We start from the raw sequence: 26,223 nt of genomic DNA, 5'->3' as shown, positions 1-26,223 counted from the left end.
CGGACGCCTCAGCGGACCCAGCCGCCCGAGGTGACGAGGTTCAGCACGGCGCCGACCGCCCGCTCGATCGTCATGTCCGTGGTGTCGAGGACGAGGTCGGCGTCCTCCGGCTCCTCGTACGGGTCGGAGATCCCGGTGAACTCCGGAATCAGCCCGGCCCGCGCCTTGGCGTACAGGCCCTTGCGGTCGCGGCGCTCGCACTCCTCCAGCGGCGTGGCCACGTGGACGAGCAGGAAGTCGCCGCCGACCTCCTCGACCATCGCCCGCACCTCGTCCCGGGTCGCCGCGTACGGCGCGATGGGCGCGCAGATGGCCAGGCCGCCGTGGCGGGCCACCTCGGCGGCCACGAAGCCGATCCTGCGGATGTTGCGGTCGCGGTCCTCCCGCGAGAACGTGAGCCCCGCCGACAGCATCCGCCGCACGACGTCGCCGTCCAGGTAGGTGACCGTGCGGCCGCCCCGTTCGAGCAGCGCGTCGCGCAGCCCCCGGGCGATCGTCGACTTGCCCGAGCCGGACAGTCCGGTGAAGAACACCACGAGACCCCGCTTGTGCGGCGGCCCCGGGATGGTGACCGGCGCCGGACCGGCGTAGTGCTCGGTGGCGCCGTAGTTGCGGGCCACGTGCTCGCGGAGTTCGAGGTCGATCTCGGTGTCCTCGCGCGGCGCGAGCGGCACAGCCACCACCATCGCCCCGGGGAGCCGCTCCGCCGCCTTGAGCGCGGCCCGCACCACGGCAGGCCCGCCCTCGCCGAAGACGAGGGGCATGAGGAGCACGGTCGCGTCCAGTTCCTCGGCGGTCGCCGCCACGTCGTCGAGCGCGGCCCCGTCGAGCGGCCCGCGCATGGTCACCGCGAGGACCTCGCCGTCCGGCAGGTCCTTGCGCACCTCCTCCGGAGTACGGCGCAGCCGGGAGAACGGGCCGTACACGGGGGTGTCGAGCGCCTCGACCGGTCCGGCCGCGTGGTGGCCGTCCCGCTCCACGACGGTCAGCACCGCGACCGCCGCGCCCTCGGGGTCCTTGAGCGTCACCCGGTCGCCGGGCCCGAACTCGTCGGGGAGCGCGATGGTGATCGGATCGGGCCAGGGCGCCCCGCCGGACAGCCGCCCGCGCTCGACCACGCTCTCCACCTCGGCCGAGGTGAGGAAGCCGGTCAGCGGCGCGTACGCCCCGGACAGCAGCAGCTCCAGGTCGGCCAGCTCACGCGCGTCGGGCGTCCACTCGGTCATGGCTTCCGTTTCGCTCGGTTAATCGAATACGCACCCTACTGGCAACCGCACGCATAGCGCGCCGGTGCTCGGGGCGTCTACAGGCAGACATTAATCCGAGGAGGAGGTGCTCGTGAACGCCATCCGCGACGACGCGGAAGAGCGACGATTCCGTGAATTCGTGTCGGCCCGCGCGCCGGCGCTGATGCGGCTGGCCTATCTGCTGACCGGAGGGGACCAGCACTCCGCGGAGGACCTGCTGCAGACCGCCCTGGCCAAGGTCGTCACGCGGTGGGGGCGGCTCGACGAGCCCGAGGCGTACGTGCGGCAGGTCATGTACCGGCAGCAGATCAGTTGGTGGCGGCTGGCGTGGCGGCAGCGGGAGACCAGTGTGGCCGACGTGCCGGAGCACCCGGCCGGCCGCGCGGGCACCGACGAGGCCGAGCTTCGGATGATCCTGCGCCGGGCGCTCGCCCGGCTGACGCCCCGCCAGCGCGCCGTGCTCGTGCTGCGCTATCTCGAAGACCTGCCCGAGGACGAGGTGGCCCGAATCCTCGGCTGCTCCGTGGGGACCGTGCGCAGCACCGCGCACCGATCCCTCGCCCGGCTGCGGACGACCGCGCCGGAACTCGCCGATCTGCGCCTGAGTGAGGTGATCTCATGACGCCCCGGATGCTGAAGCAGACGCTGGAGGAGTGGTCGCGGGAGGCCCGCGTGCCCGGCGACCTCGCCGACCGCGCGCTGCGCCGCCGGTCGCGGCTGCGCCTGACGAGATTCGCGGGGGCGGTCTCGTGCGCGGCAGTCGTGGCGGCCGTGGCCCTGCTGGTGCCGCTGGTCGTGGTCCCCCTCTTCACCGAGGAGTCGATCTCGCAGGTCGGCGGCCCGCCGGTGGTGGTGCCCGTCGAGCCCTACCGGCAGGCGACCCCCGCGGAGGACGTGCTGACCGACACCGAGAACTCGCCGCCGGAGACGATGATCGCGGCGGGCCGGGTGGCCGTCTCCGCCTACTACACGTGGGGGTGGCGCACCGTCGCCGGGCGCAAACTGTTCGACCGGACCTGGTATCTCCTCAACCCTGCGACGAGCCGGTACGAGAAGACGGAGTGGGGCTGGGTCGAGGTCGCGCCCGGCCTGCGCTGGGCGGCGGTCCTGGAGAAGGACCTCCCCGCACGCAGGATCGGGATCTTCGACATGGAGACGCGCCAGGTGAGAGCGTGGGTACCGGTGGACCATCCCGTGGGCGGCGTGTCCTGGTCGCCGGACGGCACGCGCCTGCTGGCCACCGCCTACGACGACTACCCGGACCTGGACAACGTGTCCGTCGAGGAGCGGAGGTGCCCGGCGCGGGTGGCGGCGACGCCTGACGACCCCCTGCAGCCGCCGTTCCAGATGATCTCCACCAGCCGCACCGGCTTCTACGTCGTCGATGCGGCGACCGGGACGGCGGGCGACTTCCACGCCGTCGATCCCTGCCGGACGGACAACAGCAACGCCAGGCGCGACTTCGAGTGGAGCGACGACGGCACCCTGATCCGCGAGCGCAGCAACGTCTGGCAGCGGCCGGACGCCTTCCTGGACCTGGAGGGCAGACCGCACGACGCACCTCCCGGCTACGTCACCTCGGAGTCGAAGGCGGGCGTGTCGCCCGACGGCACGCTGCTCGCCGGCCCCGACGGCATGCCCACCAAGGTCACCGAGCTGTCGACGGGCGAGACCGTGGGCCACCAGCAGGTGCTCCAGCTTCTCGCCTGGGCCGACGACCGCCGCCTGGTCGCGCTGGGCTGCGCGGACACGTGCGGAAGCGAGTTCCACAACGGCCTGGTCCTGGTGGGCGTCGGCGGCGGGGACATGGTCCAGCTCTCGGTCTACCGGAAGAACAGCCAGGAGGCCGGAACGTGGCAGCCGGTCCTGACCCTCAGGTAGCGGCTCAGATGAGGCGGGCGAAGTGGTTCTGCGGGCGGCGGATCACCATGGTGATCTCGTCCTCGGTGCCGTTGAGCCCGCCTCGCGAGAGCGCGGCCACGGCCCGGCAGACCACGGCGACCAGACCGCCGTGCGGACCCCGCCGGGCCGGGCCGCTCACCGCCGAGTAGTCCTCCGCGATCATCAGCCCGCGCATCAGGCAGTACGCCTGGATGCCCTCGCGGGAGGCCAGCGGCTCGTAGACCGCGGGAAGCGGCCCCACCGACCCGGCCGGGGCGAGCGTGCGCCACAGCGCCCGCCGCAGCCAGCGGGGCGTCACCCGGTCGCAGAAGCCGTACGCCGACTTGCGGTCGCGCATCTTCAACAGCAGCAGGCCGCCGGGACGCAGCCCGGCGACGAGCCGGTCGAGCACGAGCTCGGCGTGCCGGATGCGTTCGAGGAGGAACGACACGTAGACGACGTCGAAGGAGCGCGGGGGGATCGGCACGAGACGCAGGTCGCCCAGGTAGGACGCCTCCAGGTCGCCGCGGTTGGCGGTGTGGGCCCGCAGGGGCGGCAGATCCTCGTCCACCCCCGTCATCCTCGGCTCGTAGCGCCCCACGTCGAGGGCGCCGCCCCGGCCGCATCCGGCGATGAGGATGTCGAGCCGCCGCCCGAGCTGGTCGGTCCACTGCTCGCGAATCCGCTGGCTGAACACGTCGTCCTGGTCGGCGGACGACAACCGAACCTCTGTCATGACACTGAGAGTAATCATTTGACGACGTTCAGTTGCGCATTTGCCGTCACCCATCATGTCCGCACCGAGGAGCGAGCGGAGCGAGGCGGGTGGACAGGGCGTAGCCTTGGTAGCCGCGGCCCGGTTGGGAGCGTCTCGCGGATCTCCTCCGTTAGGGGGATCGGCCGGATGAACGGGGCCGCGTCCGCACGCCGGCTGTCTTTGTCACGGGGCTTTTGAAGGCATCGATGTCTCTTTCCGGACTGCTCGACCTCGTATCCGCCGAACCCAGGCTGGCCGCCGCGCTCGACGCCGCCGGGCAGGCCGCCCACCCCGGCGCCGAGCTCGTGGCGCCGCCCGCGCTGCGGCCGTTCGCCGTGGCCGCGCTGTCCCGCGTACGGCCGGTGCTCGCCGTCACGGCGACCGGGCGCGAGGCGGAGGATCTCGCCGCCGCGCTCACGAGCCTGGTCGACGAGAACTCCGTGGCCGTCTTCCCCGCCTGGGAGACGCTGCCGCACGAGCGCCTGTCGCCGCGCAGCGACACGGTCGGCCAGCGCCTTGCCGTGCTGCGGCGGCTGGCGCACCCGATCGAGGGCGACCCGGCGGCCGGCCCGCTGCGGATCGTGGTGGCCCCGATCCGCTCGCTGCTCCAGCCCATCGTGGCCGGGCTCGGCGACCTGGCGCCCGTACGGCTGCGCGCGGGCGACGACGCCGACCTGGACGACGTGGTGGCCCGGCTGGTCGAGAACGGCTACCACCGGGTGGACATGGTGGAGAAGCGCGGCGAGGTGGCCGTGCGCGGCGGCCTGCTCGACGTGTTCCCGCCCACCGAGGAGCACCCGCTGCGGCTGGAGTTCTGGGGCGACACGATCGAGGAGATCCGCTGGTTCAAGGTGGCCGACCAGCGCTCGCTCGAGGTCGCCCAGGACGGGCTGTTCGCCGCGCCCTGCCGCGAGCTGCTGCTCACCGACGACGTACGGCGGCGCGCCCGCGAGCTGGGGGAGGAGCACCCGGCGCTGAAGGAGGTGCTCGACCAGCTCGCCGAGGGCGTGCCGGTGGAGGGCATGGAGGCGTTCGCGCCCGTGCTCGCCGGGGAGATGGACCTGCTGCTCGACCACCTGCCGATCCGGTCGGCCGTGTTCGTCTGCGACCCCGAGCGGATCCGCGGCCGGGCCGTCGAGCTGGTCCACACCAGCCAGGAGTTCATGGAGGCGTCCTGGATCGCCGCGGCGGCGGGCGGCGAGGCCCCGATCGACCTGAAGGCGGCCGCCTTCCGCACGCTGGAGGAGGTGCGCGACCACGCCGGTGAGCTGGGCCAGCCGTGGTGGAGCATCGCCCCCTTCGGCGAGGGCGTGGAGCTGGACGCGCAGGACGTCGAGGCCTACCGGGGCGACACGCAGCGGGCGCTCGCCGACATCAAGGGCTGGATGGGCACGGGCAAGGCCGTCGTGCTGCTGAGCGAGGGGCACGGCCCGGCCGAGCGCATGGTCGAGCTGCTCAAGGGCGTGGACGTGGCGGCGCGGCTGGTGCCGTCCCTCGACGGTCCGCCGCCGAAGGACGTCGTCCAGGTCACGACGGGCCGCATCGACCACGGCTTCGTCACGCCGGACGTCGCCGTGGTGACCCACCTCGACCTCGTCGGCCAGAAGGCGTCCACCAAGGACATGCGGCGGTTGCCGTCGCGCCGCCGCAACATGGTCGACCCGCTCCAGCTCAAGGTCGGCGACCACGTGGTGCACGAGCAGCACGGCGTGGGCCGCTACGTCGAGATGGTGCAGCGCACGATCCAGGGCGCGACCCGCGAATACCTCGTGATCGAGTACGCCAGGGGCGACCGCCTCTACGTGCCGACCGACCAGCTCGACGAGGTCACGCGCTACGTCGGCGGCGAGGCGCCCACGCTCAACCGCATGGGCGGGGCCGACTGGGCCAAGGCCAAGACCAGGGCGAAGAAGGCGGTCAGGGAGATCGCGGGCGAGCTGATCCGGCTCTACTCGGCCCGGATGGCCTCGCCCGGTCACGCGTTCGCCCCCGACAGCCCCTGGCAGCGGGAGATGGAGGACGCTTTCCCGTACGCCGAGACGGGCGACCAGCTCGAAGCGATCGACGAGGTCAAGCGCGACATGGAGCGGCCCGTCCCGATGGACCGTCTGATCTGCGGCGACGTCGGCTACGGCAAGACCGAGATCGCGGTGCGGGCGGCGTTCAAGGCGGTGCAGGACGGCAAGCAGGTCGCCGTGCTCGTGCCGACGACGCTGCTCGTGCAGCAGCACCTGTCGACGTTCGGCGAGCGGTTCGCCAGCTTCCCCGTCACGGTGAAGCCGATCTCCCGGTTCCAGACCGACGCGGAGGTGCGGGAGACCCTCGACGGCCTGCGTACGGGCGCGGTCGACGTGGTGATCGGCACCCACCGGCTGCTGTCGCCCGAGGTGAAGTTCAAGGAGCTCGGGCTGATCATCGTGGACGAGGAGCAGCGGTTCGGCGTCGAGCACAAAGAGGCCATGAAGCACATGCGCACGCAGGTGGACGTGCTCGCCATGTCGGCGACGCCGATCCCGCGGACGCTGGAGATGGGCCTCACCGGCATCCGCGAGATGTCGACCATCCTCACCCCGCCGGAGGAGCGGCACCCGATCCTCACGTTCGTCGGGCCGTACGACGAGAAGCAGATCGCGGCGGCGATCCGGCGCGAGCTGATGCGCGACGGTCAGGTGTTCTTCGTCCACAACCGGGTCCGCACGATCGACAAGGTCGCCTCGCGGCTGCACGAGCTGGTGCCGGAGGCGCGGATCGCGGTCGCCCACGGCCAGATGAACGAGAGCCAGCTCGAAAAGATCATGGTGGACTTCTGGGAGCGCAACTTCGACGTGCTCGTCTCCACCACGATCGTCGAGTCCGGCCTCGACGTGCCCAACGCCAACACGCTCATCGTGGACCGGGCGGACAATTACGGCCTGTCGCAGCTCCACCAGCTGCGCGGCCGGGTCGGCCGGGGCCGCGAGCGCGGCTACGCCTACTTCCTCTATCCGCCGGAGTCGCCGCTGACCGAGACCGCGCACGAGCGGCTCGCCACGATCGCGCAGCACACCGAGATGGGCGCGGGCATGTACGTCGCGATGAAGGACCTGGAGATCCGCGGCGCCGGCAACATCCTCGGGGCCGAGCAGTCGGGCCACATCGCCGGCGTCGGCTTCGACCTGTACGTCCGCATGATGGCCGAGGCCGTCCAGGAGCAGAAGTCCAAGCTCGCGGGCGAGGCGAAGGTGGAGGAGCGGCCCGAGGTCAAGGTCGAGCTGCCGATCAACGCCCACGTGCCGCACGACTACGTCACCTCGGAGCGGCTGCGCCTGGAGGCGTACAAGCGGATCGCGGCGATCGGCTCGGAGGACGACATCACGGCGGTCCGCGACGAGCTCACCGACCGGTACGGCAGGCCGCCCCAGGAGGTGGACAACCTGCTGGAGGTGGCACGCTTCCGCATCAAGGCCCGCAAGGCGGGGCTGACCGACGTGACGCTGCAGGGCCAGCAGATCAGGTTCGCGCCCGTGGAGCTGAGGGACTCCCAGCAGGTGCGGTTGCAGCGGCTCTATCCCCGCTCCATCTGGAAGCAGGCGACGGGCATCCTGCTCGTGCCGGTGCCCAAGACGAAGCCGATCGGCGGTCAGCCACTACGCGACCTCGACCTGCTGAAATGGTGTGGGGACCTGGTCGAGGCCCTGTTCCTGGAGCCGATGCGGGTACAGTGACCCGCGAAATTGTCAACATACGCGTGGCCGGTGTCGTTCGGGAGGATCGTCCGTGAAGTCGTATCGAGTGCGCGCCGCCGTGGCGCTGGCGGCGGCCGGGATCGCCGTGACCGCGTGCGGCGGCCCCGTGCAGGCGGGTTCCGCGGCCATCGTGGGCAAGGAGCGCATCACCTCCAGCAAGCTGAACGACGAGGTCCGCGCGCTGCGCGCCGACCTGGCCGCCAACAAGATCCCCGAGGAGCAGCTCCAGCTGCCCGCCTCGCTGCCGCAGATGGTGTTGCTCAACATGAGCTTCAGCAGGCAGTTCCAGGAGTTCGGCCAGCGCAAGGGCGTCACGGCTACGGACCGGGACGTCGACGACATCGCCGCGGCGCAGGGCGGCTGGGACCAGTTCAAGAAGGTGCTGCTGGCCAGCGCCATCCCGCTGGACCAGGGCCGCGACTTCCTGCGCGCCTACGTCATCCGCATCAAGCTGATGCAGCAGGCCGGGGCCGGCCAGGACCAGGCGAGCCAGCAGGCGGCGGTGCAGAAGGTCATGGAGGAGGCCGACTCCACTGTGCCGGTGAAGTACAGCCCGCGCTACGGCAAGTACGACCCCAAGCAGGCGATTTTCGTGCCCGACGACCGCTTCGGCGCATCGAGCACGGCCCCGGCGGGCGGGGCCGCCGCGGGTGCGGCCGGCGCCCCCCAGGCGGGCTGAGCCGCGACCGCCACGGTTACGGCCGCCCGGACCACCCGCCCGGGCGGCCCGTGTGCTGTGCCGTGGTGGGTCGTTGGGACGTCACCGCGCCGGGCGAAAACTCCGGTCCTCGCTTCCGCCCGCTCCGCTCCTCGCACGCCGGAGTGAACGGCCTTCACATTAGGCTGAGGCCATGGCGTTGATCGTGGTGACCACCTCGCCTCGGGTCGCTCCGGGCCTGCTCGCGCCCGCGGCGTGGAAGGCCCTCACCCGAGGCCGGGTGCTCACCGGCACCCCCGACCATCCCTACCTCCCCTATCTCGACGAGGCCGGCGTCCGGGTCGAGGTGGTGACCCCCGACCCCGGCGCGATCGCCCGCGAGAGCCGTACGGGGACGGTGGTGTGGCTGGCCGCGCAGGACGGCGACGAGGACTTCATGCGCGCGGTCGGCCACGCCGCGATCTCCCTGGACGAGCCGCCGGAGATCGAGGTCGTCCCCGGCTCCTACGACCTGCCCGGCGCCCGGCTGCTCGACCTTGTCCAGGTCATGGACCGGCTGCGCCGCGAGTGCCCGTGGGACCGCAAGCAGACCCACGAGTCGCTCGTGCCCTACCTGGTCGAAGAGGCCTACGAGGTGCTGGAGACCATCCACGAGGGCGACTACGGCCCGCCGCTGCGCGAGGAGCTCGGCGACCTGCTGCTCCAGGTGATGTTCCACGCCCGGCTCGCCCAGGAACGGATGGGCCCGGAAGGGAAGGCCGGGGACGGCTTCGACATCGACGACGTCGCCGCCGGGATCGTGGAGAAGCTGGTCCGCCGTCACCCGCACGTCTTCGCGGAGGTCGAGGTCTCCGGCGCCGGTGAGGTCAGCGACAACTGGGAGACGATCAAGGCGGCCGAGCGGGCCGCCAAGGGGGAGACCGCCTCGGCGCTCAGCGGCGTGCCCATGGGCCAGCCGGCGATCTCCCTGGCCGCCCAGCTCCTGCGCCGGGCACCGGCCGGGCCGGCGCGCCCGCCTCTCTCGCCGGCGACCTCGCCCCGCCCGCCGGCGCCCGCCTGTTCGCGCTCGTACGGGAGACCCAGGACACGGGGCTCGACCCCGAGGCCGAGCTGAGGGCGGCGGCCAGGGAGTACCGGCGGCGCGTGGAGGAGTGGGAGAGCGGTCGACCGGTGACGCCGCCGGACACGCCGTGAACGGGCGGCCCTGCGCCGTACCGAGTAGTAGGGACCGATAGGCTCAGGAGGCAAACCGCCCGCCATTTTGCTAGGAGCGTTCGTGGCTGCCATCGAGGCCATCACCGCCCGCGAGATCCTCGACTCCCGTGGGAACCCCACGGTCGAGGTCGAGGTACTGCTGGACGACTACAGCACCGGCCGTGCCGCCGTTCCGAGTGGCGCCTCCACCGGTCAGTTCGAGGCCGTCGAGCTGCGCGACGGGGACAAGAAGCGCTATCTCGGCAAGGGTGTCGAGAAGGCCGTCCTCGGCGTGACCGACGAGATCGCCGACGAGCTCATCGGCTTCGACGCCGAGGAGCAGCGTCTCATCGACCAGACGATGATCGACCTGGACGGCACGCCCAACAAGGCCCGCCTCGGGGCCAACGCGATCCTCGGCATCTCGCTGGCCGTCGCCAAGGCCGCCGCCGACAGCGCCGACCTGCCCCTGTTCCGCTACGTCGGCGGGCCGAACGCGCACATCCTGCCCGTGCCGATGATGAACATCCTGAACGGCGGCGCGCACGCCGACACCAACGTGGACATCCAGGAGTTCATGATCGCGCCGATCGGCGCCGAGACGTTCTCCGAGGCGCTGCGCATGGGCGCGGAGACCTACCACACGCTCAAGGGCGTGCTGAAGGAGAAGGGCTACGCCACCGGCCTGGGCGACGAGGGCGGCTTCGCGCCCAACCTGCCGTCCAACCGCGACGCCCTCGACCTGATCATGGTCGCCATCGAGAAGGCCGGCTACACGCCCGGCCAGGACATCGCGCTCGCGCTCGACGTCGCGGCCAGCGAGTTCCACAACGACGGCGTCTACACGATCGACGGCAAGGGCGTGTCGGCGGCCGAGCTGATCTCCTTCTACGAGGACCTGGTCCGCTCCTACCCGCTGGTCTCGATCGAGGACCCGCTGAACGAGGAGGACTGGGAGGGCTGGAAGGCCATCACCACCTCGCTCGGCGCCAAGGTCCAGCTCGTGGGCGACGACCTGTTCGTCACCAACCCCGAGCGCCTCGGCCGCGGCATCGCCGAGGGCGCGGCCAACGCGCTGCTGGTGAAGGTGAACCAGATCGGCACGCTGTCGGAGACCCTCGACGCGGTCGACCTGGCCCACCGCAGCGGCTACCGCTGCATGATGAGCCACCGCTCGGGCGAGACCGAGGACACCACGATCGCCGACCTCGCCGTGGCCACCAACTGCGGCCAGATCAAGACCGGCGCCCCGGCCCGTTCGGACCGGGTGGCCAAGTACAACCAGCTCCTGCGCATCGAGGAGCTGCTCGACGACGCGGCGCGGTACGCCGGTCGCGCCGCCTTCCCGCGCTTCCAGGGCTAGTCGGCGGCAGACGGGGGTAGCCCGGCTGGACACGTTCCGGACGCCTGGTGTGGCGATGGGCGCGGCGACGCCGTGCCCGTCCGGGCGTGTACGGCCGGGACGGGCGGTTAGTGTGGCCGTTGACCGAGCCATGCGCTGACCGACCGGGAGGGGTGGTTTCGTGGCGGCGAAGCGGCCGCAGCTCACCGGGCGCGCGGCGATCCTCGCGGTCGTCGTGTGCGCCATCGCCATGAGCCTGGCCTACCCCGTGCGGGAGTACGTCGCCCAGCGCCGGCAGATCGCCCAGCTGGAGGAGCAGCAGGCGAACGCGCTGCGCAAGCTCCAGAATCTGGAGCAGCGGCGCCGGCGGCTGGAGGACCCGGACTACATCAAGCGCCTGGCCAAGGAGCGGCTGTTCTACTGCGAGCCGGGCGCGGACTGCTACCAGGTGCTCGACGACGAGACGGCCGGGACCGCCGCCGCCAAGGCGGGGGCGAAGCAGCCGGAGCGGCCCGCCTGGTACGTCACTCTCTGGCGGTCGTTCGAGGCGGCCGACAAGGGGCGGCCCGCCGCGCCCGCGGCGGGGCGGAGCCCCGCACCGACGGCGTCCGCATCCGCGCCGGCGTCGGCCCCGGCGGGATGAGGACCGCGGACGCGCCCGGGCAGGGCATCGTGAAGGGCGAGGAGATCGACGTGGTGGACGACCAGGCGGACCACGTGGGCCACGCGGGCCGTGTGGACCCCGCGGGACCTGGCGGCGGCGCGGGCGCAGCTCGGGCGGCAGCCGCGCGGGGTGCGGGCCGTCGCCCACCGGTGCCCCTGCGGGCTGCCCGACGTGCTGGAGACCGCGCCGCGGCTGCCCGACGGCGCGCCGTTCCCCACGTTGTTCTACCTGACCTGCCCGAAGGCCGCCTCGGCGATCGGCACGCTGGAGTCCTCCGGCCTGATGAAGAGCATGCAGGCCCGGCTTTCCGAGGACCCCGAGCTGGCCGAGGCCTACCGGGCGGCCCACGAGGACTACGTCGCCCGCCGCGACCGGGCGGCCGACGAGGAGGGCCTGGAGCCGCTGCCGCGCGGCATGCAGAGCGCCGGCGGCATGCCGGGCCGGGTCAAGTGCCTGCACGCGCTGGTCGCCCACGAGCTGGCCGCGCCGGGGGTCAACCCCTTCGGCCGCGAGGCCCTCGACGCGCTGCCCGACTGGTGGGCCGGCGGCCCCTGCGTGGCCGTGGAGAAATCCGAAGAGCAGTCATGAGCCCGGCCGGGCGCGGGACCGAAACGGGAGCGCCGTCGTGGTGCGGGGAGCCGACCGGAGGCCGGAGGGGATGAGCGTGAAGACGAAGCGGGTCGCGGCCATCGATTGCGGGACCAACTCGGTCCGCCTTCTCATCGCGGACATTTCGGGCGACGACCTCACCGATGTCGAGCGGCGGATGGAGATCGTCAGGCTCGGCCAGGACGTCGACCGTACGGGACGGCTCGCGCCGGAGGCCCTGGAGCGGACGTTCACGGCCATGCGCGGGTACGCCAAGCTGATCAGGGAGCACTCCCCGGCAGGTCCCGTGCCGGTCCGCGTGGTCGCCACCTCGGCGACCCGCGACGCCGCCAACCGGGCCGACTTCGTCTCCGGCGTGCGGGACATCTTCGGCGTGGAGCCCGAGGTGGTGACCGGTGACGAGGAGGCGCGGCTGTCCTTCACCGGCGCGACCCGGGGCCTGGCCCGCTCGGGCGCCGAGGCCGAGACCCCCCTATCTGGTGGTGGACATCGGAGGCGGTTCGACCGAGTTCGTCGTCGGTTCCCGGTCCGTCGAGGGCGCGCTGTCGGTGGACATCGGCTGCGTACGGCTGACCGAGCGCCACCTGCGCGACGACCCGCCGAGTGCCGAGACGGTGGAGGCGGCCGTCGCCGACGTCGAGGCGGCCATGGACCGGGTCGAGGAGAGCGTCCCCGTGCGCACGGCGCGGACGCTGGTCGGCCTGGCGGGCTCGGTCACCACGGTCGCCGGGATCGCGCTCGATCTGCCCGCCTACGACCCCGCGCGCATCCATCACTCGCGCATCCCCGCCGAGCGGGTCCACGAGGTGTCCGCGCGGCTGCTGCGCATGACGCACGACGAGCGGGCGGCCATCCCGGTCATGCACCCGGGCCGGGTGGACGTCATCGGCGCGGGCGCGCTCATCCTGGACCGCATCGTCCGCCGCTACGGCTTCTCCGAGGTCGTGGTCAGCGAGCACGACATCCTCGACGGCATCGCCTGGTCCCTCACCGCCTGACCGCCCGTGGTCCGGCCCCTCCGGACCTGATCTTGCCGCTAGTGCGCATTGCGTAGTACTGTGCGATGCGTGGACAGCAGCCAGCTCCTCAAAGGAGTACTCGACCTGGCGGTCCTCGCGGTCCTCGCCGAGCGCGACAGCTACGGATACGACGTCGTACGCCGCCTGCGTGAGGTGGGGCTGGAGGACGTCGGCGACGCCTCGGTGTACGGGACGCTGCGGCGGCTCTTCAAGGCCGGAGCGCTCACCTCCTACGTGGTCGCCTCCGACGAGGGACCGCACCGCAAGTACTACGGCCTGAACGACGTGGGCCGCTCGCTCCTCCAGACCTCGGCGAAGACCTGGACGTCCTTCGCCGCCACCATGAACGACCTGCTCAAGGAGGTCGATCCGGGATGAATCCCCCAATGACGCCCCAGGACTATGCTGCCGCCGTACGCGAGGCGCTCGCCGATCTCCCCGCCCGCGACAGGGACGCGCTGCTGGAGGACCTGGACGAACATCTCGCCGAGGTCGCCGCCGAGCCGGGCATGTCGCTGGAGGAACGCCTCGGCAGCCCCGAGGCGTACGCCGCCGAGCTGCGGGCCGCCTACGGCGGGCGCCCGTCGGGCGGCGGCTCCTCGCTGGGCGGTCGGCTGCGCGGGCGGGTGAGCGGAGCCGTCCGGCGCTTCCACACGCGGCTGCTCGTGCTCCCGCCCTACCGTCAGGCCGCCGCCTTCGCGCCCGAGCTGCGCCCCGCGTGGTGGGTGCTGCGGGGTTACGCGCTCGCGCTGGCCGTGCTCGCGCCGATCAGCGCCCCCGGGCTGGTTCCCGGCGACATCCCCGCCTGGGTGTTCACGCTCGCGGTCATCTGGGGGTCGGTGGTGGCCTGGGCCGGCGGGGCCGTACGCGGCCGTCGCGCTGGGGCCGGGTGCTGCCTGGCTCGGGCCAACCTGCTGGCCGCGGTCCTCGTGATCACGGCGATGGCCGACGTCCCCAGCACGTCGTCGCGCAGCGTGGCCTTCGACTACGGCCCCCAGCCGGATCCGGGGATGCGGGTGGAGACGGTGTCCTCGCTGGGCGGGGACGTCTACAACATCTTCCCGTACGCGGAGGACGGGACGCCGCTGCACAACGTCCGGCTCTACGACCAGGACGGCAATCCGATCATGCTGGAGCAGGGCTTCGACCAGGAGCTCGTCATTCCCTGCGACGGGGAGCCGCCCATCCGCAACGCCTACCCGCTGCCGCTGAAGCCCGTGGAGCAGCGCGTCGATCCCGCCCAACCGGAGGCGACCTGCGTGCCCGTCACGCCGACGCCCGCCACGCCGGCGCCCACGGCCTCCGCGACGCCCTCCGCCTCACCGTCGCCGTCCGCCGAGCCGTCGCCCTCCGCCACTCCGTCCCGCCGGCACCGATAGGGGGACACCGGGTCAGCCGGACCCGAGCGCACGCAGCATGGTCAGGAGCGTCGTGCGGTCGGAGACGGACCGGAAGAAGGTCCGGTCCACCCCCTCGACCACGGCGATGGCCTCCTGCGCGAGGGCGGCGCCACGCTCGGTCACCCGTAGCCTCCTGGCTCGGGTGTCGGCGGGGTCGACCTCGCGCAGGACCAGGCCCTTGGCCTCCAGCTTGCGGATGACCTGCGAGGTCATCTTCACGTCCGTGCCGGCCTGCCGGGCCAGCGTGAGCTGGTTGGGATCCTCGCCGTGGGAGTTCAACCACCACGTGCTCGCCAGCAGGACGAACTGCACGTGCGTGAGATCCAGCGGCGCGAGGGCCGCGGCGATGTCGCGCTGCCAGCGGAGCGTGGCGTGCCACAGCAGGAACCCCGGGCTCTCCTCGGGGTCCAGCGGCGGCATGGTCTAGCCCTCCTCTGCCAGCCGCACCAGCGCGGCCAGCACGTCGGGGAAGTCGGCGGTGACGGCCGGGCCGAGCTGCGGGCCGACCTCGTCCGCGGCCGGGCCGGTGATCTCGGTGCGGTAGACGATCCTGGTGCGGCCGTCGGCCGGTTCGAGCCGGTGCACGGTCCGTACGACGAAGTCGCCGGCGTCCATCTCGTCGGTGAACCACGTGCCCGGCTCGATCTCGGTCAGGCGCATCCGGATCGGCTCGTCGCCCGGCGGGGTCATCGTGAACGTCGTGCCGACGGCGAACGGCCCGTCGACCTCGATGCTCTCGATCCCGTCGTTCCAGCGCGGCCACGCCGCCATGTCCGACCAGTGCCGCCAGACCGTGCCCGCGCTCGCGGCGGTCTCCACGCTGTGCTCGTACTCCCACATACCGGGCTCCTTCGCTCATTGCCTGCGCAGAGATTATCTACGCGTAGACTATTTGTCCACGGGCCGCTCCGTTGACGGACGGAGCCGGGCGGGACGTCAGCCGTGCAGGCGGACGGGCAAGGAGAACAGGCCGCGCATGATGGCGCTCGGCCACCAGCTCAGCTCGGCGGGGTCGGTGGCGAGGGCCAGATCGGGGAACCGCTCGAGTACCCGGCCGATCGCGGCCTCTCCCTCCACCTTGGCCAGGGCAGCGCCGACGCAGTAGTGCGGCCCCCGGCCGAAGGCGAGGTGCGGTTCGCCGATCCGGCCGGGGGAGAACGCGTCCGGGTCGGCGAACGCCGCCGGGTCCCGGTTGGCCGCCAGCAGCGAGACGAGGATGGGCTCCCCGGGCAGCATCTCCTGGCCGCCGATGACCACGGGCTCGGTGGGAAAGCGCCAGGTGGCGTTCCGCACGGGACCGTCGTAGCGCAGCATCTCGTCGATGAAGTCCGGCAGCAGGGAGAGATCGGCGCGCAGGGCCGCCGCCTGGCCGGGATGCCGCAGCAGCGCGAGCAGGCCGTTGCCGATCAGTGCGACGGTCGTCTCGTGGCCGGCGATCAGGAGCAGGAACGCGGTCGAGGTCAGCTCGTCCTTGTCGATCTCACCCTGGTTGGACCGGCGTACGAGATCGGTGAGCAGGTCGTTGCCCGGCCGGGAGCGCTTGAGCTCGACCAGGTCGGCCAGGAAGCTCTCCAGGGCGTCCGTGGCGCGGGTGATCTCCTCCACCTCGGACGCGCCGCCGAGTCGATGACGGAGGCGTGGTGATGGAAGGTGGCCCGGTCCTCTTCGGGCACGCCGAGCAGGTCGCAGATGATCGTGATCGGCAGCGGATAGGCGAGACCGGCGATCAGATCCGCCTCGGGGCCGTCGAGGCGGTCGAGCAGCGCGTCGGTCACCTCCAGCGCCCGGGTCCGCAGCCCCGCCATCCGCCGGGGCGTGAAGGCCGCGCTCACGAGCCGCCGCAGGCGCGCGTGGTCGGCTCCGTCGGCGTTGATCATGTGGCGGGCGAGACCGGGCCGGTGGTCCAGGGGCAGGCCGAGAGAGGCGGCCCGCCACTCGGGCGAGCCGGCCGCCGGGTCCTTGGCGAGGGCGGGGTGGGTCAGCGCGGTCACGGCGTCCTCGTACCGCGTGATCAGCCACGCCTCGCAGCCGGGCAGCGGCACACGGGTCACCGGGGCGTTCCGGCGCAGCCAGTCGTAGGCGGGGTAGGGGTCGGCGTCGAACGCCGGGCCGAACAGCGGGGGGATTGAGTCGGTCGACACGCGCCGTACGTACCCACCTCCGGCACGACGGAAAAGATTGGAATCTTTCTCGGCATGGCCTCTTCGTGACACGGCGCGGATGCTTCATGGACACCGGGTGGAGACCGGTGGACCGCGCGACTGCGCGGCGCCGGGCGCCGGTTCCGGGCGGCGCGATCGGCGGTCGCGGGCGCCGGCGTCGCGAGAGCAGGCTTCTGGCCGACGCACGCCTTTTGACCTGGCACGATCGGTGTCATGAGCTCCGTTCCTCCCGGTTCCGGCTGGCCGGGCGACCCCGCGTGCCCGGACACCCCCGTCGCCCACGATGCCCACGAGGTCGCCAAACTGGCCGCAGACAGCCGAATGCTGACCGAACTGACCGCCCGGCAGTCGGTGTGCCGCGCCTGCCCCCGCCTCGTCGAGTGGCGGGAGGAGGTCGCCGACGTCAAACGGCGGGCGTTCGCGGACGAGACCTACTGGGGCCGGCCGATCGCGGGGTGGGGCGACGAGGCGCCGCACACGCTCATCGTCGGTCTGGCCCCCGCCGCGCACGGCGGCAACCGGACCGGCCGGATCTTCACCGGCGACCGCAGCGGCGACTGGCTGTTCGCGTCGCTGTACCGCACCGGGCTCGCCGCGCAGGAGACCAGCGTCCACGCGGGCGACGGGCAGCGGCTGATCGGCGCCCGGATGATGGCGGCGGTGCGGTGCGCGCCGCCCGCCAACAAGCCCACTCCGGAGGAGCGCGACACCTGCTTCCCCTGGCTCGCCAGGGAACTCGCGCTGGTTGCAGGCACGACCAGGGTGATCGTGGCGCTCGGCGGCTTCGCCTGGCAGGCGGTGTGGCCCGCGCTGCGCGAGGCCGGGTTCGCCCTGCCGCCCCGCAGACCGCCGTTCGGCCACGCCGTGGAGGTGCCCGTCTCCTACGGCGCGGCTCCGGTCACGCTCATCGGCTGCTACCACCCGAGCCAGCAGAACACCTTCACCGGCCGGGTCACTACGGACATGCTCGACGCGGTCTTCGCCCGCGCCGCCGCCCTGGGTACGGCGCACTTGTGAACCATTTCACAAGTGTGAAGTCGATCACGAAGGGAAGAACGTGGGAATTTTCCTGAGAAATGTCGTCAAGAGATGACTAAGTGGGGAAAATCACTGGACCTTTGGCCCTAGTGGGTTGGTGCGGTTGCCGACTCGTGACGTAGGCTTGTGAATGCTTTCACAAGCGTTGGGAGGCATCCGTGGCAGACCGCAACTGGAAGCACGTCGTCATCGTCGGCGGTGGGTACGTGGGCCTTTACACGGCTCTTCGTCTCCAGCGCACGCTCCGCCGGGAGCTGCGCGACGGCAGCGTGCGGATCACGCTCATCGACCCGCAGTCGTACATGACCTACCAGCCGTTCCTTCCCGAGGCGGCGGCCGGCAACATCTCGCCGCGCCACGTCGTGGCCCCGCTGCGCCGGGTGCTGCCCAAGGTGCGCATCCTCAACGGCAAGGTCTCCAAGGTGCACCACGAGGCGCGCACGCTGACCTTCGAGCCCGCGGCGGGCCAGTCGCGTGAGATCGAGTACGACGTCGTCGTCATGGCGGCCGGCTCGATCTCCCGTACGCTGCCGATCCCCGGCCTGGAGGACGCGGCCATCGGCTTCAAGACCGTCGGCGAGGCCATTGCGCTGCGCAACCGGGTCCTGGCCCTCCTCGACCGGGCCGAGTCGAGCGACGACGAGGACGTGCGCCGCCGCGCGCTGACCTTCGTCGTGGTCGGCGGCGGCTTCGCCGGCATCGAGGCCCTCGCCGAGCTCGAGGACATGACCGAGGACGCGATCAAGTACTACCCGAGCATCGACAAGAAGGACCTGCGCTGGGTCCTGATCGAGGCGTCCAACCGCATCCTGCCCGAGGTCGGCCCCGAGATGGGCGAGTGGACCGCCGAGCAGCTGCGCGAGCGCGGCATCGAGCTCAAGATGGAGACGTTCCTCCAGTCGTGCGAGGGCGGCCTGGTCAAGACCTCGGACGGCGACGAGTTCGAGTCGGCCACGATCGTCTGGACCGCCGGCGTCAAGGCGAGCCCGATCGTCAACTCCACCGACCTGCCGCTCGACGAGCGCGGCCGGATCAAGACCACGACGCGCCTGACCGTGGCGGGTGTCAAGGGCGCCTTCGCCGCCGGCGACATCGCGGGCGTGCCCGACGTGACCAACCCCGGCCAGTACTGCGCGCCCAACGCCCAGCACGCCGTACGGCAGTCGAAGGTCCTCGGCGACAACATCGCGGCGTACCTGCGCGGAGAGAAGCTGCAGGACTACCGGCACAAGTACGCCGGGTCGGTCGCCGGGCTCGGCCTCTACCGGGGCGTCGCGAACGTCTACGGCGTGAAGCTGCGCGGCTTCCCGGCCTGGTTCATGCACCGCACCTACCACCTGTCGCGGGTGCCCACCCTCAACCGGAAGGTCCGCGTGGTGATGGACTGGACGCTGTCGCTGTTCTTCAAGCGCGAGACGATCTCTCTCGGCGAGATCGAGCACCCGCGCGACGAGTTCAGGGCGGCCGCGAAGAGCGGCCCCAAGCGCTGACCGCTCGGCGCGGACGGATCGACGGCACGACCTCAGGACACGCAGACGCCCGGCGGCGCACCCCGCCGGGCCGTTGTGTGTTCCTGCGCTCTGACATGCTGGTGTGGTGGAGGGGGGAGAAGGTGCGGACGGTCTCCAGGACCTTGACCGGGTGGCGGCCAGAGGAGCCGTTCACGCGCTATGGAAAGGGGGACAAGCCGCGTAAGACGTAACTTGCTTACAGAGGAGTGATCCGTGACATATGATCGCGGCGCCCCCGTAGCCCAATGGCAGAGGCAAGCCCCTTAAAAGGGCTGTGGTGTGGGTTCGAGTCCCACCGGGGGCACTGGGCGCCCGGCAGCGCACCTGCATCGACACGAGCGGGTTGCACGATGTGCCTTGGCGTCGAACTCGGCCCCGTTGCGCCGACGGCGTCCCCGAAGGTATAGCCCGTCATCGGAGAACCGCGGGCGAGATCACCGCTGATACCTCGGACTGCATCACCATGGCCGCTCCTCCTCGACTGGAGGGGCGGTCTTCGCGTGTGCGACGAGGTTTGTGGGCGGCGTCACCCGCTGCCTGTTCCGGCATTGCGGTTCGGCCCGTGCGGCGAGCGGTGGCCGGCCGGTTCGGCCGCCGATGGCGGATATCGGAAGTCCCACCCTGACGGCCAATCGGTAGATCTTTTCGTTCCTTTTTGTCATAGAGAGCCCATGCTCGGATACATTCATGCATGCGTTTCGTCCCTTTTGTCATGATTCTTGTGGCTTTGGTCACGGGCATCGCCTTGCCCGCGTCCGCCATCACCCACGGCTCGGTCGATAAGACCGATCACCCAGAGGTGGGAGCCCTCATCGGCGAAAAGCCGGAAAGCGACGGCACGTGGTCGTACTGCACGGGCACCCTCATCTCCCCGACCGTCTTCCTCACGGCCGCCCACTGCGGTCAGGAGGGCCAGAAGACCGCCCGGGTCTCCTTCGCCAGCCACTACCAGCCCGGGGCGAAGCTCTACACCGGTCGCTACATTGCCGACGGCAGATACAGCGGCGATGCCCATGACATTGCCGTCGTGGTCTTCTCCGAGCCCGTCACCGGCATCACGCCGGCCAAGCTGCCCACTCTGGGCCTGCTCGACCAGCTCAAGGCCGACGGCACTCTGAAGACCGCGCGCTTCACCCCGGTCGGTTACGGCTCCGTGGACCCCACGAAGAAGCGGCACGGATGGCGGTACCACTACACCGACACGCGCAGCCAGACCTCCATCTCCTTCAAGCGCCTCGGCAGCAGGTGGCTCGACCTGGCGCCGAACCCCTCGCGGGGGGAGGGCGGAACCTGCTACGGCGACTCGGGTGGCCCCAACTACCTCGGAGGTCCCGACTCGAACCTGCTCGTGGCCACGACGATCAGCGGAGTGGACGACGCCTGTCGGACGACCAACGTCGACTACCGCCTGGACATCCCCGAGGTCCGGGATTTCCTCGGAGAGTTCGTCACGCTTCCCTGATGGTTGGGGGTAGACATGTACCCCCAATGGGGGTATGAATGGTGCATGCCTAAGATCAACGTGTACCTTCCGGACGATCTCGCGGAGGCGGTCAAGGAGGCGGCCCTGCCGGTGTCCGCGATCTGCCAGCGGGCGCTGGAACAGGCGGTCCGCCGGGTGACCGCCATCCGCGAGAGCATCCTCGGCGACTTCGAGATCGACGACCCCCGGCTGTCGCACTTCACGCCCAGGACCCGCGCCGTCTTCCGGCTGGCGCTGGAACGGGCCCGGGCCGAGGGCGCCTCCGGCATCGGCACCGAGCACCTGCTCGCCGCGATGCTGGCCGAGGGGCAGAACCTCGCCCTGCACGTCCTGCGGGCGATCGAGATCGAGCCCAGCCTGCTCGAGCGCGACCTCGCGAGCCGCAGCCCGTCCGCACCCGCCGCAGCGGCCGGCCCGGAGCAGTCCGGAGACGACGGGACGGGGAAGGACGGTCCGAGCCGGTTCGACGCGTCGGCGGCCAACGCCCTCGAACTGGCGGTCACCGAGGCCCATGCGCTGGGGCACAACTACATCGGGTGCGAGCACCTGCTGCTCGGCCTGGTCACGGAGCCCGACGGGATCGGCGGGCAGGTGCTGCGGGCACGGGGCGCAGAGCCCCGCCTCACGCGGCGCGCGGTCGTCGCGGCGCTCGCCGGCTACGTCCACCTCCGGGCGCAGGACGCCTCCGCATCCCAGGCCGCATCCCAGACCGCCGTGCAGGCCGTGGCGGCGGTCGTCCGTCAGGAGATCGCTCCGCTCCTGCAACGCGTCGAGCGCCTCGAGCGGCACGCCGGAGTCGCCGCATCCGCCGAGGACGACGCGTCGTGACCCGGCGCGTGCTGCTGGTCGCGACGGGCGACGTCATGGCGTACGCCCGTCACACCGGCCGCCCGGGGCTCGCGACGGCCGCCGACCTGCTGGCGGCCGTACCCGGGAATCTCGGCGTGGAGGTCGTGACCGAGGACGTCCAGGCAGAGCCGAGCTGGGACACCTCGCCCTCCACCATGCTGCGGCTGGCCCGGCGTGCCCGTACGGCCCTGCTCGACGAGGGGTTCGACGGCGTGGTCGTCACCCACGGCCTGGACACGATCGAGGAGACGGCCTTCCTCACGGACCTACTGGCCGGGCCCGCCGCTCTCCGTGGCGGCATCGTGCTGACCGGCGCCGTACGCGGGCTGGACGAGCTGTCGAGCGACGGCCCGCGCAACCTCGCGTCGTCCCTGGTCGCCGCCGCGGATCCCGCGCTTCGCGGCGTCGGCGCGGTGGTCTGCGTGAACGACGAACTGCACGCGGCCCGCTGGGTCACGATGGCCGACGCGACGGGCGTGGCGGCACTCTCCTCCGCCCCCGCGCCGATCCTCGGCCGGGTCGCGGACGGCCGGGCCGAGATGACGGCGACGCCGCCGCCACGGCCCCCGGCGGCGCGGGGAGAGCCGGAGACGAACGTCGCACTGATCAAGACGTATCCGGAGATGGACCCCGTGCTCGTCACGTCCGTCGTGGACGCCGGAGCCAGGGGCGTCGTGCTGGAGGGCACCGGCGTCGGGAACATCCCGATCACCCTGTACGCGACCCTCAGCGAGCTGGCGGAGTGGGACATCCCCGTGGTGGTCGCCTCGCGGTGCCACACCCGGCCGGTCGCGCTGGAGGACCTGCCACCGGCCCTGGGGCTGGCCGCGAAGGTCGGCGCCATCGGGGCCCGCGGGCTGGCTCCGGTGAAGGCCCGGTACGCCCTGATGGTGGCGCTCGGCGGGGGCGGCCGGCGTGCCGTCCGCGACTGGTTCGCCCGCCTGTGACCGCCGTCAGGCACGTCGCTCGTTCACCGGCGCCGGGGGTCCTCCGTCCGCGGCGGCTCGGCGTACGGGCCGGCGGCGCCGTGGATCGCGTCCTGCGAGGGCGCGGTGTCGGTGTTCGTCGGGCAGCCGGAGACCGGCAGGCACAGCACGAACATGGCGCCGCCGTACGGCGACTCGGCCGCCACCAGGGTGCCGCAGTGGGCGCGGGCGATGTCGCGGGCGATGGCCAGGCCGAGCCCGGTGCCTCCGCGGCCCCGGCTGCGCGCCGTGTCCGACCTGGCGAACCGCTCGAAGATCCGCTCCCGTTCGCACACCGGGACGCCGGGACCGTCGTCGCTGACCCACAACTCGACGAAGCCGTCGTCGCGCCGGAGCCCGACCTCGACCACGCTCCCGGCGTGCCGCTGCGCGTTGTCGAGCAGGTTGGTCAGCAGACGGGCGAGGTGGCGCGGCGCGGCGTGCATCCTGACCCCGTCCGCCAGCCGGAGGCGCACCGGTATCCGGTCGGTCCGGCGGGCGACCTCATCCCTGACCAGCGCCGACACGTCCACGGGCTTGCGGCCCGGGGCCGTCGCCCCCACCTTCGCCAGCAGCAGCAGGTCGTCAATGATCGCTTCCAGCCGCTCCACGTCGAGCAGCGCGTCCCTGAGCAGCGACCGCAGGTCGGTCTGGTCGGGGTGAAGCTGCGCCTCCTCCAGTTGCGTGCGCAGGCCGGCGAGCGGAGTGCGCAGTTCGTGGGAGGCGTCCGCGGCGAACTCGCGCTGCCGCCGCAGCGCCCGCTCGGTGGTGAGCTTCGCCTGCTCGATGCGGGCGAGCGTGCTGTTCACGGTGCGGGCGAGCCGCGCGATCTCGTCGTCCCCGCCCGGTACGGGCACCCGGGTGTCCAGGTCGTTCACGTTGACGGCGGCCAGGTCGCTGCGGATGGCCTCGACGGGGCGCAGGGTGCGCCCGGTCACCTTCCAGGCGGCCCAGGCGGTGAGCAGCACGAGCACGGCGACCTCCGCGGTGAAGAGCAGATCGATCACCGCGACGGGCGTGAAGCCGTCGATGGGGCGTCCCGCGTACACGACGGGGGAGTTGGGCCCCGGCATCACCCGCAGCGCCGACAGGCGCAGGCAGCCGATCCCGTCGTGCGTGCAGGCCTGCAGGTCCTGCATCGGATCCTCCTGGGACGGCCAGAAGGAGGTCAGTGGAGGCCTTCCCCGGGCCGCGGGCGACGCGGCGAGCACCCGCCGATTGGGAGCCACCACCTGGACCAGGTCGATCCCGGCGACCTGCGGGGTGATGACGTTGCGGAAGTGGCCCGTACGCCACGTGGCGGCCGTGAGCGCGGCCTCCTGCCGGGCGTCGAGCCAGACCGCGGTGGAGAACGCCTGCCGGGCCAGGATGCTGCCCAGGATCCCGGTGGGGATCAGGAGCAGGGTGGCGAGCGCCGTGACGAGGACGGTGATGCGTCCCCGGATGGAATCAGGCCGGAACCTTCGCAGTAATGGTGGGCCGCTGACGTTCATCGCCGTCCTCCTCGCGATGACATTCCCCGGCGGCACCGGCGGCTCTCTGGCGTCGAAGTGACCGTCCGGACGGGCTGCCGTGCCTGTGTGGTTCGGAATGAGGCTCGCAACGGCAGGCGGAGTGGTCGCTGAGGCGTTCTGCCTGGTCAGGCCGCTACTTCTCGGCTCCGCACCACGCTAGCACTAGACTTGAAGAACTCAAGTAAATGAAGTGTTCTAGTTTGTTCTGCGATCGACTTCGGCTGGTTGTCGTCCGTGGGGCAACGGCGGGAACTCGCCGGGAATCCTGATCGTTGCCACTGTGGTGGAGTGGCGCTCCCCCTTGTAGGGGCACCACTCCTCGGGCACCATCCCCACTAGGCCGCGCAGCGGCTGATCGGTGAGTCGCGTCCTGGAGGAAGCGAATGGAGAGCAAGAACCCCATATTCAGTCGGCGCGGGGCGGCTGGTCAGCAGGCGTGGGCCGGTCCGGCTCCCAGCGTGCAGCAGCTGAACCAGATGTACGCCGCACCCTCGTACGCGCCCCCGGCGGCGCGCGCCATGACGATGGACGACGTCGTGGTGCGCGGCTTCATGACCCTCGGCACGCTCGTCGTGTCGGCTGCCCTGGCCTGGTACTTCAACGTCGGCTGGGGGCTGGCGGCGCCGGCGATGATCGTGGGCCTGATCCTCGGGCTCATCGTGTCGTTCAAGCAGAGCACGAACCCCGCGCTGATCCTCGGCTACTCCGTGTGTTACGGCGTCGCCATCGGTGTGCTGAGCCACATGTACGAAACGGTCTACAACGGCATCGTCCTGCAGGCCGTGCTCGGCACGATGGTGGCCTTCGGCGGCACGCTGGCCGTGTACGCGCTGAAGATCTTCCGGCCGACGCCGAAGTTCGCCAAGTTCGTGATCGCCGCCGCGTTCGGGGCGGTCGGCCTGATGCTGATCAACTGGATCGCGGGCATCTTCGTCAGCGGCGGCCTGGGCCTGCGCACCGACAGCCCCATCGGCTGGATCTTCAGCGTCGGCATGATCCTGCTCGGCTGCTTCTTCCTGCTGCTCGACTTCAGCGAGATCGAGGCCGGGGTGCGGGCCGGTGTGCCGGAGCGCTACTCGTGGCTGATGGCGTTCGGCCTGACCCTGAGCCTCGTCTGGCTCTACCTGGAGATCCTCCGCTTCATCAGCTACTTCACGAACAACGACTAGCAGTACGAGTCGAAGGGGTGTCGTTCCTCCGGGAGCGGCGCCCCTTTGTCGCGCTATAGCAGGATCCGGTGATCGGCGACGCAACTTTCGATCAACATCTTGTAACAAATCAATGCCGCTGAGGGCTTGTCAAGCGCGGACCGGTGATGCACTGTGACACAAAGCAGCCTTTTCCGTGGAGGTGCCCATGTCGTTGAACCACTCACCGGAGACCCAGAACAAGCTGATCGCCCGTGTCCCGTCCATAACCGGGCGCGACCTCCCAGAGTGGTTCGAAGCCATCGACAACGGCCCGTCGTTCCTACGCTGTGAAGAGCGGGCCAACTGGCTCGCCGACGAGCACGGGCTGAGCCACGGCTACGCCGCCGCGATCGTCCTCGAGCACGAACGGCGGCGTCGCTTCTAGACCGGAGCGCGGGAGGGGCAGTGACGTCCCGCGCAACAGCAGGCACAACTCAGCAGGCACAACACAGCACGCACGAGCAGCGACTCACGAGCAGCACGCTGCCACAGTCCTGAGTGGCGTCCTGAGGCAGAACCGACGCGCCCGCACCGGTCCGGTGCGGGCGCATCATTGTTCTATGGATCTCGACAAGGCGCGTGAGTTCGTCAGGAACAACCACCGAGCGGTCATGCTGACCCGCTATCCGGACGGGCGGCCGCAGACCTCCCCGGTGACCGTCGGCTGCGACAAGGACGGCTACATCGTGATCAGCAGTCGCGAGACGGCCGTCAAGACCCGCAATCTGCGGGAGAACCCCCAGGTCGTGCTCACCGTGATGACCGACGCCTTCTACGGCGAGTGGATGCAGATCGAGGGCGTCGCCCACGTCGTCTCGCTGCCGGACGCGATGGAGCACCTGGTGCAGTACTACCGCGACATCAGCGGCGAGCACCCGGACTGGGACGACTACCGCGCCGCGATGATCCGGGACAAGCGAGTGATCATCAGGGTCGAGCCCACGCGCGCGGGCCCCGACTTCCACGGCTGAGCCGGCCCCTGCCGTCCCGGCACGGCCGGGACCGGCGTGAATCC

The 26,223-nt window shown here is 71.3% G+C and carries 25 protein-coding genes, 1 tRNA gene and 1 pseudogene; 20 read left to right on the top strand and 7 right to left on the bottom strand.

Features of this window, described 5'->3' with window-relative positions; all coding sequences use genetic code 11:
* Window positions 1-8 precede the first annotated feature (8 nt).
* Window positions 9-1,226 carry an adenylyl-sulfate kinase gene (gene cysC / locus B1L11_RS18870; RefSeq protein ID WP_079315702.1) on the bottom strand — a complete coding sequence of 406 codons (1,218 nt, stop codon included), beginning with the start codon at window positions 1,224-1,226 and terminating at the stop codon, window positions 9-11.
* Window positions 1,227-1,338: 112 nt separating this feature from the next.
* Between cysC and B1L11_RS18865 the strand changes: the two genes are divergently transcribed.
* Window positions 1,339-1,869: a SigE family RNA polymerase sigma factor gene (locus B1L11_RS18865; RefSeq protein WP_372974696.1), complete on the top strand. Its 531-nt coding sequence runs from the start codon at window positions 1,339-1,341 to the stop codon at window positions 1,867-1,869.
* Window positions 1,866-3,128 carry a hypothetical protein gene (locus tag B1L11_RS18860; protein ID WP_143737368.1) on the top strand — a complete coding sequence of 421 codons (1,263 nt, stop codon included), beginning with the start codon at window positions 1,866-1,868 and terminating at the stop codon, window positions 3,126-3,128. Before B1L11_RS18865 ends, B1L11_RS18860 begins: the two co-directional genes overlap by 4 nt.
* A gap of 4 nt (window positions 3,129-3,132) precedes the next feature.
* Here the strand turns inward: B1L11_RS18860 and B1L11_RS18855 are convergent, their stop codons facing one another.
* A complete protein-coding gene (locus tag B1L11_RS18855; RefSeq protein WP_179155213.1) occupies window positions 3,133-3,864 on the bottom strand; it encodes a methyltransferase domain-containing protein in 732 nt (243 codons plus the stop codon).
* A 227-nt stretch (window positions 3,865-4,091) separates the two neighbouring features.
* Here B1L11_RS18855 and mfd point away from each other — a divergent pair, with 227 nt between their 5' ends.
* From mfd to B1L11_RS18810, 9 genes and pseudogenes are all read left to right on the top strand, one after another.
* Window positions 4,092-7,589, top strand: a complete 3,498-nt coding sequence (mfd, locus tag B1L11_RS18850; RefSeq protein ID WP_079315700.1) for a transcription-repair coupling factor — start codon at window positions 4,092-4,094, stop codon at window positions 7,587-7,589.
* 52 nt (window positions 7,590-7,641) lie between these two features.
* Window positions 7,642-8,289, top strand: a complete 648-nt coding sequence (locus B1L11_RS18845; RefSeq protein ID WP_143737367.1) for a hypothetical protein — start codon at window positions 7,642-7,644, stop codon at window positions 8,287-8,289.
* Window positions 8,290-8,461: 172 nt separating this feature from the next.
* Window positions 8,462-9,382: a MazG family protein gene (locus B1L11_RS18840; RefSeq protein WP_306291676.1), complete on the top strand. Its 921-nt coding sequence runs from the start codon at window positions 8,462-8,464 to the stop codon at window positions 9,380-9,382.
* A gap of 162 nt (window positions 9,383-9,544) precedes the next feature.
* Window positions 9,545-10,825 (top strand): phosphopyruvate hydratase, encoded by a 1,281-nt coding sequence (eno, locus tag B1L11_RS18835; protein WP_079315698.1) that lies wholly within the window; start codon window positions 9,545-9,547, stop codon window positions 10,823-10,825.
* Between the two features lie 160 nt (window positions 10,826-10,985).
* Window positions 10,986-11,447, top strand: coding sequence for a septum formation initiator family protein (locus tag B1L11_RS18830; RefSeq protein ID WP_239108533.1), 462 nt, complete (start codon window positions 10,986-10,988; stop codon window positions 11,445-11,447).
* Between the two features lie 90 nt (window positions 11,448-11,537).
* Window positions 11,538-12,056: a DUF501 domain-containing protein gene (locus tag B1L11_RS18825; RefSeq protein ID WP_079315697.1), complete on the top strand. Its 519-nt coding sequence runs from the start codon at window positions 11,538-11,540 to the stop codon at window positions 12,054-12,056.
* Between the two features lie 70 nt (window positions 12,057-12,126).
* Window positions 12,127-13,075, top strand: a pseudogene (locus B1L11_RS18820) (exopolyphosphatase).
* Between the two features lie 69 nt (window positions 13,076-13,144).
* Entirely contained in the window at window positions 13,145-13,474 is a 330-nt protein-coding gene (locus tag B1L11_RS18815) for a PadR family transcriptional regulator (protein WP_030507598.1), read from the top strand.
* Window positions 13,471-14,475 carry a DUF1700 domain-containing protein gene (locus tag B1L11_RS18810; protein WP_143737366.1) on the top strand — a complete coding sequence of 335 codons (1,005 nt, stop codon included), beginning with the start codon at window positions 13,471-13,473 and terminating at the stop codon, window positions 14,473-14,475. Before B1L11_RS18815 ends, B1L11_RS18810 begins: the two co-directional genes overlap by 4 nt.
* A gap of 12 nt (window positions 14,476-14,487) precedes the next feature.
* Here the strand turns inward: B1L11_RS18810 and B1L11_RS18805 are convergent, their stop codons facing one another.
* From B1L11_RS18805 to B1L11_RS51180, 4 genes are all read right to left on the bottom strand, one after another.
* Window positions 14,488-14,916, bottom strand: coding sequence for a MarR family winged helix-turn-helix transcriptional regulator (locus B1L11_RS18805; protein ID WP_079315695.1), 429 nt, complete (start codon window positions 14,914-14,916; stop codon window positions 14,488-14,490).
* Window positions 14,917-14,919: 3 nt separating this feature from the next.
* The gene (locus tag B1L11_RS18800) at window positions 14,920-15,336 is read right to left on the bottom strand and encodes an SRPBCC family protein (RefSeq protein WP_079315694.1); all 417 of its coding nucleotides are present in this window, start codon (window positions 15,334-15,336) and stop codon (window positions 14,920-14,922) included.
* Between the two features lie 96 nt (window positions 15,337-15,432).
* Window positions 15,433-16,014 (bottom strand): cytochrome P450, encoded by a 582-nt coding sequence (locus tag B1L11_RS51185; protein WP_256862683.1) that lies wholly within the window; start codon window positions 16,012-16,014, stop codon window positions 15,433-15,435.
* Window positions 15,957-16,637 (bottom strand): cytochrome P450, encoded by a 681-nt coding sequence (locus tag B1L11_RS51180; RefSeq protein ID WP_256862680.1) that lies wholly within the window; start codon window positions 16,635-16,637, stop codon window positions 15,957-15,959. Before B1L11_RS51180 ends, B1L11_RS51185 begins: the two co-directional genes overlap by 58 nt.
* Before the next feature lie 234 nt (window positions 16,638-16,871).
* Between B1L11_RS51180 and B1L11_RS18790 the strand changes: the two genes are divergently transcribed.
* From B1L11_RS18790 to B1L11_RS18765, 6 genes are all read left to right on the top strand, one after another.
* The gene (locus B1L11_RS18790; protein ID WP_079315693.1) at window positions 16,872-17,675 is read left to right on the top strand and encodes a uracil-DNA glycosylase; all 804 of its coding nucleotides are present in this window, start codon (window positions 16,872-16,874) and stop codon (window positions 17,673-17,675) included.
* 179 nt (window positions 17,676-17,854) lie between these two features.
* Window positions 17,855-19,186, top strand: a complete 1,332-nt coding sequence (locus tag B1L11_RS18785; RefSeq protein WP_079315692.1) for an NAD(P)/FAD-dependent oxidoreductase — start codon at window positions 17,855-17,857, stop codon at window positions 19,184-19,186.
* A gap of 252 nt (window positions 19,187-19,438) precedes the next feature.
* Window positions 19,439-19,511, top strand: a tRNA-Leu gene (locus tag B1L11_RS18780).
* Between the two features lie 495 nt (window positions 19,512-20,006).
* A complete protein-coding gene (locus B1L11_RS18775) occupies window positions 20,007-20,669 on the top strand; it encodes a trypsin-like serine protease (protein WP_218671186.1) in 663 nt (220 codons plus the stop codon).
* Window positions 20,670-20,714: 45 nt separating this feature from the next.
* Entirely contained in the window at window positions 20,715-21,518 is an 804-nt protein-coding gene (locus B1L11_RS18770; RefSeq protein WP_079315690.1) for a Clp protease N-terminal domain-containing protein, read from the top strand.
* A complete protein-coding gene (locus B1L11_RS18765; protein WP_079315689.1) occupies window positions 21,515-22,486 on the top strand; it encodes an asparaginase in 972 nt (323 codons plus the stop codon). The genes B1L11_RS18770 and B1L11_RS18765 overlap by 4 nt, the downstream gene beginning before the upstream one ends.
* A 23-nt stretch (window positions 22,487-22,509) precedes the next feature.
* Here B1L11_RS18765 and B1L11_RS18760 read toward each other — a convergent pair whose 3' ends face one another.
* Window positions 22,510-23,997: an ATP-binding protein gene (locus tag B1L11_RS18760; RefSeq protein ID WP_079315688.1), complete on the bottom strand. Its 1,488-nt coding sequence runs from the start codon at window positions 23,995-23,997 to the stop codon at window positions 22,510-22,512.
* A gap of 404 nt (window positions 23,998-24,401) precedes the next feature.
* Between B1L11_RS18760 and B1L11_RS18755 the strand changes: the two genes are divergently transcribed.
* From B1L11_RS18755 to B1L11_RS18745, 3 genes are all read left to right on the top strand, one after another.
* Window positions 24,402-25,187, top strand: a complete 786-nt coding sequence (locus B1L11_RS18755) for a Bax inhibitor-1/YccA family protein (protein ID WP_079315687.1) — start codon at window positions 24,402-24,404, stop codon at window positions 25,185-25,187.
* 187 nt (window positions 25,188-25,374) lie between these two features.
* Entirely contained in the window at window positions 25,375-25,593 is a 219-nt protein-coding gene (locus B1L11_RS18750) for a DUF4287 domain-containing protein (protein ID WP_079315686.1), read from the top strand.
* A gap of 175 nt (window positions 25,594-25,768) precedes the next feature.
* Window positions 25,769-26,179, top strand: a complete 411-nt coding sequence (locus tag B1L11_RS18745; RefSeq protein WP_079315685.1) for a PPOX class F420-dependent oxidoreductase — start codon at window positions 25,769-25,771, stop codon at window positions 26,177-26,179.
* The last annotated feature ends 44 nt before the right edge of the window (window positions 26,180-26,223 follow it).

Source organism: Microbispora sp. GKU 823 (assembly GCF_002027145.1).
In the GTDB taxonomy this organism is placed as follows: Bacteria; Actinomycetota; Actinomycetes; order Streptosporangiales; family Streptosporangiaceae; genus Microbispora; species Microbispora siamensis.
Note: the sequence above shows the minus strand (reverse complement) of the source record. Positions and strands in the feature narration are given on the sequence as shown.

What these genes read in the sequence shown, in the direction of transcription:
- B1L11_RS18750 (WP_079315686.1), top strand. Translation starts at nt 25,375, where the DNA reads ATGTCGTTGAACCACTCACCGGAGACCCAGAACAAGCTGATCGCCCGT.
- cysC (WP_079315702.1), bottom strand. Translation starts at nt 1,226, where the DNA reads ATGACCGAGTGGACGCCCGACGCGCGTGAGCTGGCCGACCTGGAGCTG.
- B1L11_RS18745 (WP_079315685.1), top strand. Translation starts at nt 25,769, where the DNA reads ATGGATCTCGACAAGGCGCGTGAGTTCGTCAGGAACAACCACCGAGCG.
- B1L11_RS18800 (WP_079315694.1), bottom strand. Translation starts at nt 15,336, where the DNA reads ATGTGGGAGTACGAGCACAGCGTGGAGACCGCCGCGAGCGCGGGCACG.
- B1L11_RS18805 (WP_079315695.1), bottom strand. Translation starts at nt 14,916, where the DNA reads ATGCCGCCGCTGGACCCCGAGGAGAGCCCGGGGTTCCTGCTGTGGCAC.
- B1L11_RS18790 (WP_079315693.1), top strand. Translation starts at nt 16,872, where the DNA reads ATGAGCTCCGTTCCTCCCGGTTCCGGCTGGCCGGGCGACCCCGCGTGC.
- B1L11_RS18840 (WP_306291676.1), top strand. Translation starts at nt 8,462, where the DNA reads ATGGCGTTGATCGTGGTGACCACCTCGCCTCGGGTCGCTCCGGGCCTG.
- B1L11_RS18760 (WP_079315688.1), bottom strand. Translation starts at nt 23,997, where the DNA reads ATGAACGTCAGCGGCCCACCATTACTGCGAAGGTTCCGGCCTGATTCC.
- B1L11_RS18770 (WP_079315690.1), top strand. Translation starts at nt 20,715, where the DNA reads ATGCCTAAGATCAACGTGTACCTTCCGGACGATCTCGCGGAGGCGGTC.
- B1L11_RS18810 (WP_143737366.1), top strand. Translation starts at nt 13,471, where the DNA reads ATGAATCCCCCAATGACGCCCCAGGACTATGCTGCCGCCGTACGCGAG.
- B1L11_RS18855 (WP_179155213.1), bottom strand. Translation starts at nt 3,864, where the DNA reads ATGACAGAGGTTCGGTTGTCGTCCGCCGACCAGGACGACGTGTTCAGC.
- B1L11_RS18755 (WP_079315687.1), top strand. Translation starts at nt 24,402, where the DNA reads ATGGAGAGCAAGAACCCCATATTCAGTCGGCGCGGGGCGGCTGGTCAG.
- mfd (WP_079315700.1), top strand. Translation starts at nt 4,092, where the DNA reads ATGTCTCTTTCCGGACTGCTCGACCTCGTATCCGCCGAACCCAGGCTG.
- B1L11_RS18860 (WP_143737368.1), top strand. Translation starts at nt 1,866, where the DNA reads ATGACGCCCCGGATGCTGAAGCAGACGCTGGAGGAGTGGTCGCGGGAG.